General features: G+C 62.8%; 16 protein-coding genes. 10 read left to right on the top strand and 6 right to left on the bottom strand.

What is annotated here, in order from left to right:
* Positions 1-9: 9 nt before the first annotated feature.
* A complete protein-coding gene (locus EN943_RS09425; RefSeq protein ID WP_127412375.1) occupies positions 10-1,269 on the bottom strand; it encodes a multidrug efflux MFS transporter in 1,260 nt (419 codons plus the stop codon).
* Positions 1,270-1,438: 169 nt separating this feature from the next.
* On the opposite strand from EN943_RS09425, the gene EN943_RS09420 reads away from it, so the two are divergent.
* Both EN943_RS09420 and EN943_RS09415 read left to right on the top strand, forming a co-directional pair.
* Entirely contained in the window at positions 1,439-2,104 is a 666-nt protein-coding gene (locus EN943_RS09420; RefSeq protein ID WP_127412374.1) for a GntR family transcriptional regulator, read from the top strand.
* Between the two features lie 86 nt (positions 2,105-2,190).
* A complete protein-coding gene (locus EN943_RS09415; RefSeq protein ID WP_013532263.1) occupies positions 2,191-2,451 on the top strand; it encodes a DUF982 domain-containing protein in 261 nt (86 codons plus the stop codon).
* A gap of 66 nt (positions 2,452-2,517) precedes the next feature.
* Here EN943_RS09415 and EN943_RS09410 read toward each other — a convergent pair whose 3' ends face one another.
* Positions 2,518-2,670: a hypothetical protein gene (locus EN943_RS09410; RefSeq protein ID WP_013532262.1), complete on the bottom strand. Its 153-nt coding sequence runs from the start codon at positions 2,668-2,670 to the stop codon at positions 2,518-2,520.
* Positions 2,671-2,846: 176 nt separating this feature from the next.
* Positions 2,847-3,890: an aldo/keto reductase gene (locus EN943_RS09405; protein ID WP_127412373.1), complete on the bottom strand. Its 1,044-nt coding sequence runs from the start codon at positions 3,888-3,890 to the stop codon at positions 2,847-2,849.
* 281 nt (positions 3,891-4,171) lie between these two features.
* On the opposite strand from EN943_RS09405, the gene ppk2 reads away from it, so the two are divergent.
* Positions 4,172-5,092 carry a polyphosphate kinase 2 gene (gene ppk2 / locus EN943_RS09400; protein WP_127412372.1) on the top strand — a complete coding sequence of 307 codons (921 nt, stop codon included), beginning with the start codon at positions 4,172-4,174 and terminating at the stop codon, positions 5,090-5,092.
* A 49-nt stretch (positions 5,093-5,141) separates the two neighbouring features.
* Here ppk2 and EN943_RS09395 read toward each other — a convergent pair whose 3' ends face one another.
* The 3 genes from EN943_RS09395 to EN943_RS09385 all read right to left on the bottom strand — a co-directional run bounded on the left by EN943_RS09395 (position 5,142) and on the right by EN943_RS09385 (position 7,958).
* Positions 5,142-5,789 carry a dihydrofolate reductase family protein gene (locus EN943_RS09395; RefSeq protein WP_127412371.1) on the bottom strand — a complete coding sequence of 216 codons (648 nt, stop codon included), beginning with the start codon at positions 5,787-5,789 and terminating at the stop codon, positions 5,142-5,144.
* A gap of 220 nt (positions 5,790-6,009) precedes the next feature.
* On the bottom strand, positions 6,010-7,041 hold the full coding sequence (gene hemB, locus EN943_RS09390) for a porphobilinogen synthase (RefSeq protein WP_127412370.1): 1,032 nt from the start codon (positions 7,039-7,041) through the stop codon (positions 6,010-6,012).
* Positions 7,042-7,130: 89 nt separating this feature from the next.
* Positions 7,131-7,958: a DUF2066 domain-containing protein gene (locus EN943_RS09385; RefSeq protein ID WP_127412369.1), complete on the bottom strand. Its 828-nt coding sequence runs from the start codon at positions 7,956-7,958 to the stop codon at positions 7,131-7,133.
* A gap of 195 nt (positions 7,959-8,153) precedes the next feature.
* Between EN943_RS09385 and EN943_RS09380 the strand changes: the two genes are divergently transcribed.
* The 7 genes from EN943_RS09380 to glyA form a co-directional block, all read left to right on the top strand.
* Positions 8,154-9,197: an enoyl-CoA hydratase/isomerase family protein gene (locus EN943_RS09380; protein ID WP_127412368.1), complete on the top strand. Its 1,044-nt coding sequence runs from the start codon at positions 8,154-8,156 to the stop codon at positions 9,195-9,197.
* Positions 9,194-9,616: a DUF6163 family protein gene (locus EN943_RS09375; RefSeq protein WP_127412367.1), complete on the top strand. Its 423-nt coding sequence runs from the start codon at positions 9,194-9,196 to the stop codon at positions 9,614-9,616. The genes EN943_RS09380 and EN943_RS09375 overlap by 4 nt, the downstream gene beginning before the upstream one ends.
* 238 nt (positions 9,617-9,854) lie before the next feature.
* Positions 9,855-10,370, top strand: a complete 516-nt coding sequence (locus tag EN943_RS09370) for a winged helix DNA-binding protein (protein ID WP_008875359.1) — start codon at positions 9,855-9,857, stop codon at positions 10,368-10,370.
* A 419-nt stretch (positions 10,371-10,789) separates the two neighbouring features.
* Positions 10,790-12,043, top strand: coding sequence for a L,D-transpeptidase family protein (locus tag EN943_RS09365; RefSeq protein ID WP_127412366.1), 1,254 nt, complete (start codon positions 10,790-10,792; stop codon positions 12,041-12,043).
* 98 nt (positions 12,044-12,141) lie between these two features.
* Entirely contained in the window at positions 12,142-13,509 is a 1,368-nt protein-coding gene (locus EN943_RS09360) for an IS1182 family transposase (protein ID WP_127412365.1), read from the top strand.
* Between the two features lie 227 nt (positions 13,510-13,736).
* Positions 13,737-15,383: a Na+/H+ antiporter gene (locus EN943_RS09355; protein WP_127412364.1), complete on the top strand. Its 1,647-nt coding sequence runs from the start codon at positions 13,737-13,739 to the stop codon at positions 15,381-15,383.
* A gap of 179 nt (positions 15,384-15,562) precedes the next feature.
* Positions 15,563-16,864: serine hydroxymethyltransferase (gene glyA, locus EN943_RS09350; RefSeq protein ID WP_164778131.1), on the top strand; the 1,302-nt coding region annotated here is incomplete at its 3' end.

Below are 16,864 nucleotides of genomic sequence, written 5' to 3'. Positions count from 1 at the left end.
CTGACGCGGTCAGGGCTTGCCGGGGTTGGCAAGCATGTCCTGCTCGCGGCGCGACTGTGCCAGCCAGTTATACACCGCGCCCCCGACCATCAAGACGGATGTGCCCAGAAACACCGAGCGCATGCCGAAATGGCCACCGGCAAAGCCGCCCAGCAAAGGGCCGGCGACTTGCCCGACATATTGGGCGGAAATCGACAATCCGAGCACATTGCCGCCGACCCCATCGGGGACATTGTGGCGGATCACGCTGGTGATGCAGGGCAACAGCCCGCCCAGCGCCAGGCCCATCAGGAAGCGCAGGGCGATGAGTTGCCAGCTTTCTGTGACGAAGGCCTGCGGGATCAGCAGCAGCGCCGAGACGGCAAGCGCGCCGATGATGACGTTCCAGTGGCCGATGCGGTCGGCGAGCTTGCCAAGGCGCGAAGCCGACAGGATGGCGCCAAGGGCGGCCGCCGACATGACGAGGCCTGAAATCAGCGTGACGCGGCTCTGGTCCTCGATGAGCTGCTGCACATAGACGGTGATGATCGGCTCGATCGACATGGTGCCAAAACTCAACAGCATGCCGGTCGCCAGCATGGCGACGACAGGCCGCTTGTCGGGGATTTGTTCCCAGCCACCTTTCGGCTTCTGCTTCGACGCGGCGTCTGCTGTTTTCGGCCGGGGATTCTCCTTGATCAGAAACGTGGTCGCCAGGAACGCCAGGAAGATGACACCGCCGGACAAGAGGAAGGTGGCGCGGATGCCGATCAGCGGCGGTAGGGCGCCGCCAACCAGCGGGCCGACCAGAGCCCCGCCCGTGATGCCGGCCGACAGCAGGCCCAACGCCCAGCCGGAACGCTCCTTCGGTGTCTGCATGGCGACGAGGATGGTCGATCCCGAGGAATAGCCGCCGGCAAAACCGATCAGCAGCCGCAGCAGCACCAGTTGCCAGACCGTCTGCACCATGCCGGTCAGCGACATGCATATGGCCATGCCGAAGCTGGCGCGAACCAGCATCACCTTGCGGCCGTAGCGGTCGCCGAGACGTCCCCAGAGCGGCGCCACCAGCGCCGCCGCGAAGAACGTCGCGCCATAGGCGATCCCCGACCATTGCACGATCGCCGCGTGGCCCTCGGCGCCGAGCTGCTCGATATAGAGCGGCAGGAACGGCAAAAGCAGCGTCATGGCGACAAGCGTCGAGAACGACCCGGCAAAGCACACGAACAGATTGCGCCGCCAGTGGATGTTGTAGGTGCTGTCGGTGGCCGGGAGCGCGCTCTGCTGCATGTCATATGTCCTGTCCCAGCAACTCTTTTATCGATGGTTGCTGCGGATACCAGTTTGGGATACCAAGATGGTGCACGTCATGGACGCAAGCTTGGCCGCTGTCAATGCAGCCTGTCGAACGTGATCGGCAAGACGATCGCCAGCAAACGACCAAAAGGTGGAAACGACAATGTCGCAGATGCAGAGCGTCGAAAAACAGCTTCGGCAGATGATCCTTGGCCTCGAGATCGGTCCCGGCGAGAAGCTGACCGAGCGCTGGATCGAGAGCCGTTTCGGTGCATCGCGAACCCCGGTCCGGGCAGCACTGCTGCGGCTCGAGACCGAGGGGCTGGTCGGTAGGGACGGGCGCGGCTGGACGGTGTCGCCGATCAATCTGGCTGAACTCGAGCAGATCGCCGTCTACAGGGAGGCGGTCGAGGTTGCGGCACTTCGGCTGACATGCGGCCTGGCGGACCGGAGCGGCGTCGATGTCATCGAGGCGATGCTCGAGTCCTGCGACAACGACACGCCGCGCGAGGAATGGCATCGCGTCGGCATGGATTTTCACATCGAACTGGCGCGTCTGTCGGGCAATGAATTCCTGTTCCGGGCGGTGCGCGATGCCATGACGCGCCTATCGCGGGCGCGCTGGCTCGAGGTTCGCGACGAAGCGGCCCTCAGCCGCGCCTGGGCCGAACATCGCGCCATACTGGCGGCGGCACGCCTTGGCGACGCCGATGAAGCCGCGCGCCTGCTGTCAGGCCACATCGTCGGCAGCCGCGACCGACTGGTGACGTCGCTCGCCAACGATCGGCGCGGTCTTCGCGCCAGAGGCTTTGCCGTCGTTGCTGCTTAAAGGCGGATGAAGGGGCGCAAAGCGGCGTCTGGACGTATGCGCACTTTCGCCTCGCTTCGCAGACGCCGATGGCGTAAGGAGCGGCCATGGAAAACAACCGATTTGAAACACCTGTGACTGTGAAGTCAGTCGCGGCGGGAAGCACTCAGCTCTTGCGCACGGCGCGTGAGGCTTCCGACTACCTCCTCAACAGCTGGCCCGGCAAGCGCAGCCCCAAGCATCGCGCGGCCCTGCAGGCCTGCCATGACGCACTCGCCGGCGACAAGCCGGCGATGAACGCCAGGCGCGCCTTTATCGCGGCAGCACGCGAAGTGGACGTGTTCGTCAGCGACAAGGCGCCCGCCTGACACAAGCCGACATTTGGGGCGGCAATCTGGATTGAGGCACGGCCCGCATCTGCGGGCCGTTTGCCGTCACTTTGCCGTTTCGGTTTCGGCTTCAGTCTCGTCTTCGGGCTTCGAACGTTCCCTCGCTGCAACCTTGGCTGCCAGCTTCTCGGCCTTCTTGGCCGCCTTCTGGCGGTCGCGTTCCTTGCGTTCCTGATCGTAGTTCGGTGGTCGCGCCATATCGGCTCCTTTTTCACTGCCTCGCGGCTCTGGTCCTGCCTAGGAGCATTAGCCGTCAAACACAACAGCTGAAGCGATAGTGCGTCGATGATGGCCAGGCTTGCAAGATGCGCGTCGCAATGAAGGGCCACGCCCATCATTGCGGCGGCCGATAGCTATCGCCATCGATTTGCCGATCAGATGCCGCTTCGGTCAATCACCAGATCGGCGGCACCAAAACGGTCCTTTGCCGTCAGCTGCTGGTGCCAGTAGGGATAGAGCAAGGGCGGCCGGCTGACCGCGTCGAGGCGCTCGCGCTCCTCGCCGGAAAGCACCAGGCTTGCCGCAGCGATGTTATCCCGGAACTGCGTTTCCGTCCTGCCGCCGATCACCAGGGAACTGATGGACGGCCGGCCAAGCAGCCAGCCCAGCGCCACCTGCGCTGCCGACACGCCGCGCTGCGCGCCGATCTCCACAAGCACATCGACGATCCGCCACAGCCGGTCCTCGTCGCGGATCGGTGGTTCCGACCAGCCCGCGAGTTGGCGGGCGGTGGGGCTGTCGCGGCGGTATTTGCCGGACAGCAATCCGCCGGCTAGCGGGCTCCAGACCAGAACGCCCAACCCCTGGTCGACGGAAATCGGCAGCAGTTCGTACTCCGCTTCGCGCGCTTCCAGCGTGTAATGGATCTGCTGCGTGACGAAGCGTGGCTGATGATGGCTGTCGCTGATGCCGAGCGCCTTCATCACCTGCCAGCCGGAGTAGTTGGAGCAGCCGACATAGCGGATCTTGCCCTGGGCAACCAGCGTGTCGAGCGCGCCGATGGTTTCCTCCAGCGGTGTCACGCCATCCCACTCGTGCAGGAAATAGATGTCGATGACGTCGGTCTTGAGCCGCTTCAGGCTCTTCTCGCATTCGCGGATCAGGTGATGGCGTGACAGGCCTTCATCGTTCGGACCTTTGCCGATCCGCATCCGTGCCTTGGAGGCGATCAGCACGTCGCCCTTGCGCTTGCCGCCGAGCGCTTCGCCGATGATTTCTTCCGAAATGCCGTTCGAATAGACATTGGCGGTGTCGATGACATTGATGCCGGCGTCGATGCAGAGGTCGATCATCCGGCGCGCCTCGTCGAGGTCGGTCTTGCCGACAGCCGAAAACGCGCCGGCACCACCGAACGTCATGGTCCCCATGGTCAGTGTCGAAACCTTCAGGCCGGAACGGCCGAGAGTGCGGTATTCCATGTCAGTCCTCGCGATTGCGTTGGGAAGGGGGGCTGGGGAGGGCGCGCCGAATGTAGCCGCTATTTGTAGGACAATTTGGGCGACGTGTCTGCATGCCAGGACGCCGGATCGATCATGCCTGGCGGGATTGGCAGCGGCGGAGATCACGCTCGGGCTGCAATAAAACCGTCATTGCAGGCCTATATTGAAGTCGGCTCAGGTAGTTGCCGTGCCGGGCCGCAAGCCGGGAGTTTGGGGCGCCGGACGTGGATCGACAGAGCTTGCAAGTGGAGCAGCCGATAATGACCGAGCTAAAACAGAATTCTCCGGCCAGGGATTGGCTTGAAGCCGAGCTCGCCGACACGCTTGACGAAGACTATGAGCTCGAAATGTCGGAGCCGGCGCTGTCGATGGAGATCGCCAAGATCTACAAGAACTCGCATCCGCCTTCGATCGATCGCATGCAGTATTTTCGCGACCTGATCGCCCTGCAGTCCGAATTGATCAAGCTGCAGTCCTGGGTCGCCTACCACAAGAAGAAGCTGGTGGTGATCTTCGAGGGACGCGATTCGGCCGGCAAGGGCGGTGTCATCAAGCGCATCACCCAGCGCCTCAACCCGCGCATCTGCCGCGTCGTGGCACTGCCGGCACCGACCGAGCGCGAAAAGTCGCAATGGTATTTCCAGCGCTATGTCCCGCATCTTCCGGCCGGCGGCGAGATCGTGCTGTTCGACCGCTCCTGGTACAACCGCTCGGGCGTCGAGCGGGTGATGGGTTTTGCCCAGCCCGATCAAGTCGAAGAATTCTTCCACGACGTGCCGGAATTCGAGCGCATGCTGGTCCGCTCGGGCATCACCGTGGTCAAATACTGGTTCTCGATCACCGACGAGGAACAGCAGATGCGCTTCCTGATGCGCATCCATGATCCGATGAAGCAGTGGAAACTGTCGCCTATGGACCTGCAATCGCGCGTGCGCTGGGAGCAGTACACCAAGGCCAAGGAAGAGACCTTCGCCCGCACCAACATCCCGGAAGCGCCCTGGTTCATCGTCGAGGGCAACGACAAGAAGCGCGCGCGGCTGAACTGCATCGACCACCTGCTCAAGCAGTTGCCTTACGAGGAAGTGCCGCACGAGGAGATCACTTTGCCGGAGCGCGTCTTCAACCCCGAATACGAGCGCCAGGTGCTGCCGCGCGAGCTCTACGTGCCGGAGAAGTATTGAGATAGACGAAGCTGCAATCCCCCCCTCGTGGGGGAGATTGGCTCTCCACCTACGCCCGCTTGATGACCACATGCGTGGCGAGCGGCGTCGCCACCTGCTCTGTGCATTGATAGCCAAGCTTCAACATGTCCAGGCCGGCGAAAAGGTTCTCGCCCGTGCCCAGCAGCACCGGCGCGATCGCCAGATGCATCTCGTCGATCAGTTTTTCCTGCAGATATTGCCGGATGGTGGCGACACCGCCGCCGACCCGCACGTCCTTGCCGCCAGCGCCCGCTCTTGCCTGTTCGAGCGCCGAATGGATGCCGTCGGTGACAAAATGGAAGGTCGTGCCGCCTTCCATGACGATCGGTTCCCGCTTGTGATGGGTGAGCACGAAAACCGGCACATGATAGGGCGGGTTGTCGCCCCACCAGCCCTTCCAGCTGTCGTCCCGCCATTCGCCGCGGATCGGTCCGAACATGTTGCGGCCGAGGATCCAGGCGCCGACATTTTCGAAGCTGCGCGCCGCGAACGCCTCGTTGACGTCGGTGGTGCCGCCATCTTGTCCGAGCACCATCTCGCGGAAGGTGCGGGTGTCGACAAACCACTTGTGCAAGGATCCCCCACCGACGCCGAGCGGATTTTGCAGATTCTGATCGGGACCGGCGCCATAGCCGTCGAGCGAGAGGGTGAAAGCGTTGACGCGAAGTTTGGACATGCGAGCCTCCTCGATAACCGATTGTATTTTGCAATCAGTTATTTGGTAGCAAACTGATTGTGAATTGCAAGCGGTATTTTCAAGCTCGAACGAAGCCCAGGCTCCGGGTCAAGCGACCCTCGCCATGAATTCCCCGGCCAGGAGTCGGAAAACTGGTAGGGATGCCGAGGCGGATCGTCGGCATTGGCTCGCCGCGACCGGTCATCGTCGGGAAGAGAAATTACCCCTTCAGCAGTTCCGCCACTTCCGGAGCGAAATAGGTCAAGATGCCGTCGCAGCCGGCGCGCTTGAAGGCGAGCAGCGATTCCAGCATTGCCTTCTCGCCGTCGATCCAGCCATTGGCGCCTGCCGCTTTGATCATCGAATATTCGCCCGACACCTGGTAGGCGAAGGTCGGCATCTGGAACTCGTCCTTCAGCCGCCGGATGATGTCGAGATAGGGCAGGCCGGGCTTGACCATCAGCATGTCGGCGCCCTCGGCGATGTCCTGTTCGGCCTCTCTCACCGCCTCGTCGGAATTGGCATGGTCGATGTAATAGGTCTTCTTGTCGCCCTTGAGCAGACCGGCGGTGCCCACCGCCTCGCGATAGGGACCGTAGAAGGCCGAGGCGAATTTGGTCGCATAGGACATGATCGCCACATCCTGAAAACCATTGGCGTCGAGCGCGTCGCGGATGGCGCCGATGCGGCCGTCCATCATGTCGGATGGCGCGATGATGTCGGCGCCGGCGGCCGCCTGGATGACGGCAGCGGCGGTCACCTGTTCCACTGTCTCGTCGTTGACGATGATGCCGTCGCGCAGGATGCCGTCATGGCCGTGGCTGGTGAACGGGTCGAGCGCTGCGTCGGTGATGATGCCGATCTGCGGCACCGCATCCTTGATCGCACGGGTGGCGCGGTTGATGACATTGTCGGGATCGAGGATGTGCGAGCCGGTCTGGTCGCGCAGCGAGATGTCCACATTGGGGAAGGTGGCGAGTGCCGGAATGCCGAGTTTCGCCGCCCGCTCGGCCTCCTTGACGGCGAGATCGATCGACAGGCGGAAGACGCCGGGCATGGCGGCGATCGGCTCGCGGACACCCTTGCCGTCGACGACGAAGATCGGCCAGATCAGGTCGTCGACCGAGAGCCTGTTCTCCTGCACCAGACGGCGCGACCAGTCGGCCTTGCGCATGCGGCGCAGACGGCGGCTGCCGGTGATCTCGTCGACGCCGCGCGCGCCGGCGGGCTTTGCGGGGGTGAATTTGTTCATCGCCAAATACTCTCGTTCGGGCAGGCTTTTACCACGAGCTCCCGCCGCTGACCAATGCGGCACGATTGTGCCAGTGATCCGGTCGAGGTCTATTCGGGTTGCCCATTGCCTGACAGAATCTGTGCCGCGCCCCTGATGGCGATACGGAAAGCCTCGTCGAAATTGACGCCGCGCACCTGCCAGCGGTAGGTCTCGTCGCCCGCCTTGAGCTGCCAATAGGCGATCCAGCCCAGTTCCTTGTCGCTCCAGACGAGACTGCCGGAAAGCGCCTGGTCGGCTCCGGCCTTCTTCGCCAGTGTGTCGAGCTTCGTCATGTCGGCATTGCGAAGCGCCTGATCGTCCAATCCGGCCTGCGACAGCTGCGCCGCCGTGAGAAAAGCCACCTGCATGGCCAGCGGTACGGCGGCATTGCCGAACGATTCGCGCATCGGCATGCCACGATCGTCATCGGCATCGAGCGCGTAATGCATTGTTCCGCGCTCGGTCGTCAAAAACACCGCCAGCCGCGGCCGCTCTGTCAGCCACGGCCTGCTGCCGAGCGAGGCCAGCACCGGGTCGATTTCAGCCGGCTTGTACTGGCAGTAGAGATTGTGGGGCCGATCGTACGTGCCCTGGTCGTCATGGTTGGGAATGCCTTCCATGCGGTCGCGGTAGTGAAAGCTGGCGACGAAGCTGCCGGCCTTGTCGCGCAATGCCTTCATTTCAGGTTTCGCCGGCAGGCGCGGATCGCCGGAAACCCGCACTAGGACCGCGTCGAGGCAGCGCTTGAAGCCGGACTGGCGGTTCTTCTCGTACTTGCCGTTGACGATGGTCTGCGAGCTGTAGAGGTCTTCCAAAGTCCCCGCCATGACCGGGTGAACAGCCAAGCAGACGCTCAGCCCGATTGCCATCGGCGCAAGGCGCGAAAATCGAGTCATAAACAATCGTCCCGTTCGAAGACCCACCAGAGCTGCGCTGCAATGAACTCTATCCAGTTTTCAGTATTGCAGCTCGATTTTTAGCACTGGCTCCTGGTCCGGGCCAGAGCTTGCACCGGTGTGCTCGCCATTGACGCAACCATGCGCCACGCTTTAGCACTTCAGTCCCGGCGGCCGGGGAAGGGATTCTTCACGATGGATTTTGGCGGAGGCGACGAGATCCGCTTCGAACATCTGGGCCGGGCCGGCGTCGTCACCTTGACGCGGCCGCAGGCGCTCAATGCCTTGACGCACCGCATGATCGGGGCGCTCGACGCTGCTCTTTCCGCCTGGGAGGTCGACCAGGGCATTGACGTCATCGTCGTCAAGGCAGAGGGCAGGGCCTTTTCGGCCGGCGGCGATATCCTGCATGTCTATGAGACAGGCCGGGCGGGAAAACCGCCGGTCGAGTTCTTCGCCGACGAATATCGCCTCAACGCCCGCATCAACAGTTTCAAGAAACCTTATGTGGCCCTGATCGACGGCATCGTCATGGGCGGTGGTGTCGGCATCTCCTTCCACGGCTCGCACCGGGTGATGACCGAGAATGCCCAATTTGCCATGCCGGAAGTCGGCATCGGCTTCTTTCCGGATGTTGGCGCCAGCCACCTGCTGCCTGACCTGGGCGGCTCCTTCGGTATGTATCTGGCGCTGACCGGCAATCGCATCCGCTATGGCGACGCGCTATGGTCGGGGCTGGCCACCCACACCATCAAGGCCGAGGACCAGGCTGGCTTCCTCGACCGGCTGGCGTTGACCGGCGATCCGGAATCGGTGCTGCGCGGCTTATTCGTGCAGGCAAGGCGAGAAACCGACAGACCGACGCTGGAGGCGATTGTTCGCCATTTTTCGCAACCGTCCCTGAACCGCGTCATCGACAGCCTCGAGCGTGCGGCGGACGCCGACGAGTTCGCGGCAAAGACACTGGCGACGATCCGCACCCGCTCGCCGACCAGCCTGCGTGTCGCCTGGCGGCAGATCAGCGCCGGACTGACGCTGTCCATGGAAGCCTGCATGAAGATGGAGTTCCGCATTCTCAACCGGATGCTCGCTGGCCATGATTTCTACGAAGGCATCCGCGCCGCCATCATTGACAAGGGCTCGAAGCCGCAATGGCGGCCCGCGAGCCTCGATGCGGTCAGCGAGGCGGATGTCGACGCCTATTTCGCTCCGCTCGGCGAATGGGAACTCATGATATGAGCGAGGTGACCTCAAGGCGCGTCGTGCTGCAGCCCTCCGGGGTGGAGGTGATCTTCGCCTGGTTCCAGCGCGTCATATCGGGCTACTGCCTGCTGTTCGGCATTCTCTACTGGATCAAGCTGATCGGCTTTTATCCGGGCACACTATGGCGTTTCGACCTGATGCCCGTGCACTGGCAGGTCGCGGCGGTGGTGCTCGCCGTGTTCTTTCCCTTTGCCGCTGCCGGCCTGTGGATGCTGGCGTCCTGGGGCCCGGTGATCTGGTTCATTTGCGCGGTGACCGAGACGGTCATGTATGCCGGCTTTCCCGAGCTATTCGGCCACCGCTTGCTGATTGTCGTCTCGCATGCGGCGGTGGCGGTGCTCTATATCGTCTTCCGTGTCATCATCCACCTGCAGAAGCGCCCGGTCCGCCACTAAGCCGTTGAACCCATTGGCGGCCCGGCTGTCGCCTCGAATGAGCCCCGCAATCGTTGCCGAAATCTTTAGGTTAATTATCCTTGCTCGGGTGACCGTTCGTTAAGCCTCTTCCGAAACCTCTTGCCGGTAAGCTCTTGTTAGCCCTAGCGTTTAAGTCGAATTTTATGAGTATTCGATAGTGTCGCGATCAAGGTGAAAAACAAAAAATCACCAGGGCGACAAACGAGAGGCAAAGACAATGATCAATTCGCGTCCGGCGGCGAAGACCGCCAACGTATCCGACGATCGCCGCGAGGCTATCCGTTCCCTGTACATGGAATCGCTGCAGCTTGTTGAGCGGCTGCACCGCCGCCTGCTTGATGTGATCAAGGACGAATTCGACCGCAACGGCCGTTCCGACATCAATGCCATCCAGGCGCTGCTGCTGTTCAACATCGGCAATTCTGAGCTGACCGCCGGCGAGCTGCGCTCGCGTGGCTACTATCTCGGCTCCAACGTCTCCTACAATCTGAAGAAGCTGGTCGATCTCGGCTTCATCAACCACCAGCGCTCGCGCATCGACCGCCGTTCGGTCCGTGTCTCGCTGACGCCGAAGGGCAACGAGGTGGCCGAGGTCGTCGCCGGCCTTTACGAGCGTCATGTCGGCTCGATCGAACAGGTCGGCGGCATCAACACCGACGAGTTCAAGCAGATGAACCGCGCTTTGCAGCGGCTCGACCGCTTCTGGAACGACACCATCGCCTACCGGATGTAAGGCGCCGCATCGGATCCGGCCCGCGCCACAGAAGCGCGGCCGAAATATCGACCTTCAGTCAGGGCCGGTGCCGAGAGGCATCGGTCTTTTCTTTGATTTGGCTGGTCGGTACACTGGGCGGCCGATCGCCGATCGATACCGAAATAGCACGGACTGTTCTTTTCGGAATGCCGGCCGGTCGGATTTGGGGCACTAGGCCACGTTGCCGCCATATTCCAGTGGAACCGAGAGAGGCAGTGATGCTGGTGTGAAGGCCATGCGTTCACCCGCAATCCGTATCGCGCCTGGGCGCTGTCACACCAAGGTGATACGGAGCATGGTTGGCTAATTGTTAAGATTGCCAATTTTACAGTGCGGGCGAGATCGCCCGGTGATCAACGCAGCAAGTGATCGAACTGCTACCAATGTCTGGAACGTCCATGAGAACCAGCCGTCGTTTTTTCCTCTCCGGAGCCTCCGCGCTCGCAGCCGCGGTGGTCGCCGGCAGCGCCAATGCGCAGGATGTGATCGGTGATATCCTGAAATCCTCGGCGCGCGGCAATTGGGACGACCAGTTCGACGCCCGCGCCAGCGAGGGCGGCAAGGTGGCCTCGACGCTGCCGATCTTCAGCCCTCAGACCGTCGCCTTCACGGAACAGGCGGTCGGGCAATACCAGAACATTGTCGGGCAGGGTGGCTGGGTCGAGGTTCCCGCGACCAAGAAGCTGCAGCTCGGCGTCGATGATCCCGATGTGGTGCCGTTGCGCAAGCGGCTGATGGTTTCCGGCGACCTGTCGCAAAGCGCCGGCATTTCGACGGCTTTCGATTCCTATGTCGACTCGGCGGTCAAGCGCTTCCAACTGCGTCACGGCCTGCCGGCTGATGGCGCGATGGGCAAATACACCTACGCGGCGATGAACGTTTCGGCGCAGATCCGGCTTGGCCAGTTGCAGACCAATCTGCAGCGGCTGCGCGAGAAGGCCGGCACGCTGGGCAGCCGCTACGTGCTGGTCGACATTCCGGCAGCGCAGGTCGAAGCGGTCGAGAACGACCGCGTCGTGCTTCGCCACACCGCGATCGTCGGCAAGATCGACCGGCAGACGCCGATCGTCAATTCCAAGATCAATGAGATCATCGTCAATCCATACTGGAACGCGCCGGTCTCGATCGTGCGCAAGGACATCATTCCGCTGATGCGGAAAAATCCCGATTATCTCAAGAACAGCCACATCCGCCTGTTCGCGCCCGATGGCAGCGAAGTCGATCCGATGAATGTGGACTGGTCGACCGACGACGCCGCCAAGTACAGGTTCCGCCAGGATCCCGGCTCGGAAAACGCCATGGCTTCGGTGAAGATCAATTTCCCGAGCCCTGACGGCGTCTACATGCATGACACGCCGCAGCAGAGCCTGTTCGGCAAGATGTTGCGTTTCGATTCCTCGGGCTGCGTGCGCGTGCAGAATGTGCGCGACCTCGTCACCTGGATCCTGCGCGACACGCCCGGCTGGGATCGCCAGCATTTCGAGGCGGCGATCAAGACCGGTGAAAACACGCCGATCCAGGTCACCAATCCGGTGCCGGTCCACTTCCTCTATCTCTCGGCTTGGTCGACCGGTCCGGGCGTCGTGCAGTTCCGCGATGACGTCTACGCGCTTGACGGCAACAACGAGCTGCAGATCACGTCTGCGCTATAAACATCTGATTCTTATATAAAAAGGGCCGCCTCTCGGGGCGGCCTTCAGACTGCTGACAAACCCCTGGCATTTGCTGGGGGTTTTTGATTCACTGGGTCATGTTGAAGCGAGCCGCCCCTGAACAGACCGCGCTCGAGATGGTGACGCTGGATCAGTTGGTTCCTGCCGATCACCTTTTGCGCAAGATCGACCGTGTGATCGATTTCACCTTCATCCACGATCTGACCGCGCCTCTGTATTGCCCCGACAATGGCCGCCCGCCACTCGACCCGACCTTGATGTTCAAGGCGCTGTTCATCGGCTACCTGTTTGGCGTTCGCTCGGAGCGGCAGCTGGTGCGCGAGATCGAGGTCAATGTCGCCTATCGTTGGTTCCTGCGACTGAAACTGACGGACAAGGTGTTCGACGCCTCGACGTTGAGCCAGAACCGGCGGCGGCGTTACGACGACACCAGCGTGTCGCAGGCGATCTTCGACCGCATTGTTGAGCAGGCGATCCGGGCGGGCTTGGTCGACGGCATGGTGCTGTACACCGACTCCACCCATCTGAAGGCCAACGCCAACAAGGGCAAATACGATCTTGCGATGATCGCCAAGTCGCGGGCCGACTATTGGGCCGACCTCGATCGTGCCATCGACACCGAACGGGCGCTGCACGGCCACAAGCCGCTGAAGCAGAAGGAGCGGCGGCCTGCGGTGAAGGAGACCAAGGTCTCGCGCACCGACCCCGACAGCGGCTACATGGTGCGCGAGGGCAAGCCGAAGGGCTTTTTCTATCTCGATCACCGCACGGTGGATGCGGCGCACGCCATCATCACCGACACGCACACGACGGCGATCGTCCACGATTCGACCGTCTACCTGTCGAGGCTCGATCGGCAGGTGGAGCGCTTCGGCTTTGATGTCGGCGCCGTCGGGCTGGACGCCGGCTATGCCACGGCAGGCATCGCCAAAGGACTGGAGGATCGGGCAATACGCGGTGTCACCGGCTATCGCCGCCCCAGACCGCCCAAGCCCGGCATGATGGCACCGTCGGCCTTCACCCATGAGCCGGCGGCTGATGGCTATCGCTGCCCACAGGGCCAGGTGCTGGCCTACGCCACCACCGACCGCAATGGCTACCGCCACTACAAGAGCGACCCAACTATCTGCCGCGACTGCCCGCTTCTCGCCTCCTGCACCAGCAATGCCAAGGCCCAGCGCACCATCATCCGCCATGTCTGGGCGGATGCGAAGGAGCGCACCGACGCCAACCGGCTGACCGCATGGGGCAAGGCTATCTACCGCCGCCGCAAGGAGACCGTCGAGCGCTCCTTCGCCGACGCCAAGCAACTGCATGGTCACCGCTATGCGCGGTTCCGAAGTCTCACCAAGGTCGCCTGCCAGTGCCTGATCGCCGCCGCAGCCCAAAACATCAAGAAGATCGCCCTTTGCCTGTGCCCGAAGCCTAAGCCGGCCCGCGCATGAGGCTCAATGCCTCCTGTCAAAATCTCCTGACACAAACAGTCCAAGACACTTCAATCACATAACAAAAAACCCCGCCGAAAATCGACGGGGTTTGTCAGCAGTCTGAGGGCCGCCTCTCGGGGCGGCCTTTTTCATTGATCGGGTGCCGCGGCGTTTTTCACGGGACGGGTGGCTGGACGGATCGGCCGGCTTTGCGCATGGTCGGCGGGAAAGCGTGGAACCGGACCATGGAAGTCGCCGTCTTCATTCTGGTCGTGCTCGTCTTCGTGGCGCTTTCCGGCGCTTTGGTTCGCCTGGTGCGGGTGCCGTTGCCGGTGCTGCAGATTGCGATCGGTGCTGCGCTTGCCTGGCCGGTGCGCGGCATCCATGTCGAGATCAATCCGGAACTGTTCCTGCTGGTGTTCATTCCGCCGCTGCTGTTCGGCGATGCCTATGGCGCACCCAAGCGTGAACTGATGGCGCTGCGCGGACCGATCCTGGATCTGGCCATAGGGCTGGTTTTCTTCACCATCGTCGGCTTCGGCTACGCCTTGCATTGGCTGGTGCCGAGCATCCCTCTGGTGGTCGCTTTTGCGCTTGCCGCGGTGTTGTCGCCGACCGACGCGGTTGCCGTGTCCTCGATCGTCGACAGGAATGTCGTCCCGGCGCGGCTGATGCACATTCTGGAAGGCGAGTCGCTGCTCAACGATGCGTCGGGGCTGGTCATGTTCCGCTTTGCCGTCGCGGCAGTGCTGACCGGCAGCTTTTCCCTTGCCGCGGCTTCGCTCAGTTTTCTCTATGCCGTGGCGATCGGCATCCTGATCGGCGTGGCGGCGCTGTTCGTTGCCGCCAAGCTGCTGCAATTGCTCAACCGGATCGGCGGCGTGCCGGCCGAAGCGCAGGTGCTGGTGATGGTCCTGCTGCCCTTCATCGCCTATCTCGGCGCCGAGCATGTCGGAGCTTCCGGCATCCTGGCGGCTGTCACCGCCGGCCTGCTCACCGGCGGCTCCGGCGTGTTTCGTTTCCTCGGCGTCTCGGCGCGCATGCAGACGATGTCGCTGTGGACGACGCTTTCCTTCGTTTTCAACGGCGCTCTCTTCATCGTGCTTGGGCTCCAGCTTCCCGACATCATCCGCCATGTGCCACCGGAACTCATGAGCCTGCACCCGATCATCCAGCCGATCGCGACCGTCATCGCGCTGACGCTGTGCCTGATCGCGTTGCGCTTCCTGTGGATATGGGTGGGCGATATCGCGGCCGGCATCGCCGCGCGTCTGGGCAAGCGCAAGGCGGAGCCGTTTGGGTTGCGCGTGCGGCTCGCCGGTTCGGTGGCCGGCGTGCGCGGCGCCATCACGCTGGCCGGCATATTGTCGCTGCCGCTCGCCATGCCGGACGGCTCGCCGTTTCCGGCGCGCGACCTGGTCATTTTCCTGGCCGCCGGCGTCATCATCTGCTCGCTGGTCTTTGCCAGCCTCGCTCTGCCGACGATCGCCAGGGGGCTGGTCGAGCCCGGTGAGGATGCCGGCGCCGCCGAGGAGCGCCTGGCGCGTGTCGGCGCCGCCAAAGCCGCAATTGCGCGCATCGAGAGCATTGCCGGAGCCGCTGATGATGAGGGAGGCGAGGTGCCCGGCGCCAGGCTTGCCGCCGCAGAGAACATCGTCGCTGGTTACCGGCGCCGCATCGCCGCCTCGGACGAAGTCGACGAGGCCCGCGCTGAGGCGCGTGAAGCCGGGAGGCTGGAACTCGAATTGAGATTTGCGGGCATCGAAGCCGAGCGCGAAGCCGTGCGCGCCATGTTTCGCAGCGGCGAGATCAACGACCATACGTCGCAGGCGCTGTTTGCCGAGATCACGCTCACCGAGGCCTTGCTGAGGGGCCGGAAGGCGAGGAAATAACGACCCGCGGGCCTGGCTGGCGCAATCCGGCCAGCAAATTTCGCGCGGCAAACGTGGCGGGGCGAAAACAACTGTGTTAATGGCGCGGCAAATGCAAGTCGCCCAAAAGTGTGCAGCGGTTTTGGAACAACGACTTGCATAAATCGAAAATTGCCCCCGAACCCCGAGGATTTCAGGCCATGGCAACAGCAGCGGCAGTGTCGAACAAATTCGAATCCTTCTTCGAAACCACGCTGGCCGACGCCGATCCGGAGATTTTCGGTGCCATCCGCAACGAACTCGGCCGCCAGCGACACGAGATCGAGCTGATCGCCTCGGAAAACATCGTTTCCCGCGCCGTGCTTGAAGCGCAGGGCTCGATCATGACCAACAAATATGCCGAGGGCTATCCGGGCAAGCGCTACTACGGCGGCTGCCAGTTCGTCGACGTGGCCGAGGAACTGGCCATCGAGCGCGCCAAGAAGCTGTTCGGCTGCAACTTCGCCAACGTCCAGCCGAACTCCGGCAGCCAGATGAACCAGGCGGTGTTTCTGGCGCTCTTGCAGCCGGGCGACACGTTCATGGGCCTCGACCTCAATTCCGGCGGCCATCTGACCCACGGTTCGCCGGTCAACATGAGCGGCAAATGGTTCAAGGTCGTCTCCTATGGCGTGCGCCAGGACGACCACCTGCTCGACATGGATGCCATCGAGAAGACCGCGCATGAGACCAAGCCGAAGCTGATCCTGGCCGGCGGCACCGCCTATTCGCGCATCTGGGACTGGAAGCGTTTTCGCGAGATCGCCGATGCGGTCGGCGCCTATCTGATGGTCGACATGGCGCACATCGCCGGCCTGGTCGCCGGCGGCGTGCATCCGTCGCCGCTGCCGTATGCCCATGTCGTGACCACCACGACGCATAAATCGCTGCGCGGCCCGCGCGGCGGCATGATCCTGTGCAATGACGAGGACATCGCCAAGAAGATGAATTCGGCGGTGTTCCCCGGCCTGCAGGGCGGCCCGCTGATGCATGTCATCGCCGCCAAGGCTGTCGCCTTCGGTGAAGCGCTGAAGCCGAGCTTCAAGGTCTATGCCGAGAGCGTCGCCGCCAACGCCAAGGCGCTTGCCTCCAGCCTCAAGGAGACCGGTCTCGACATCGTCTCCGGCGGCACCGACAACCATCTGATGCTGGTCGACCTCAGGCCCAAGAACGCCACCGGCAAGCGCGCCGAGGCAGCGCTGGGCCGCGCCAACATCACCTGCAACAAGAATGGCATTCCGTTCGACCCGGAAAAGCCTTTCGTCACCTCGGGCGTGCGTCTCGGCACGCCGGCCGGCACCACGCGCGGCTTCGGCCAGGCCGAGTTCCGCGAGATCGGCAAGCTGATCGCCGAAGTGCTGGACGGTCTCAAGGTCGCCAATTCCGACGAGGGCAATGCCGCTGTCGAAGCTGCGGTCAAGGCCAAGGTCGTGGCGCTGACCGATCGTTTCCCGCTCTATCCC

Source organism: Mesorhizobium sp. M7A.F.Ca.US.006.01.1.1, from assembly GCF_003997935.1.
GTDB lineage: Bacteria > Pseudomonadota > Alphaproteobacteria > Rhizobiales > Rhizobiaceae > Mesorhizobium.
Note: the sequence above shows the minus strand (reverse complement) of the source record. Positions and strands in the feature narration are given on the sequence as shown.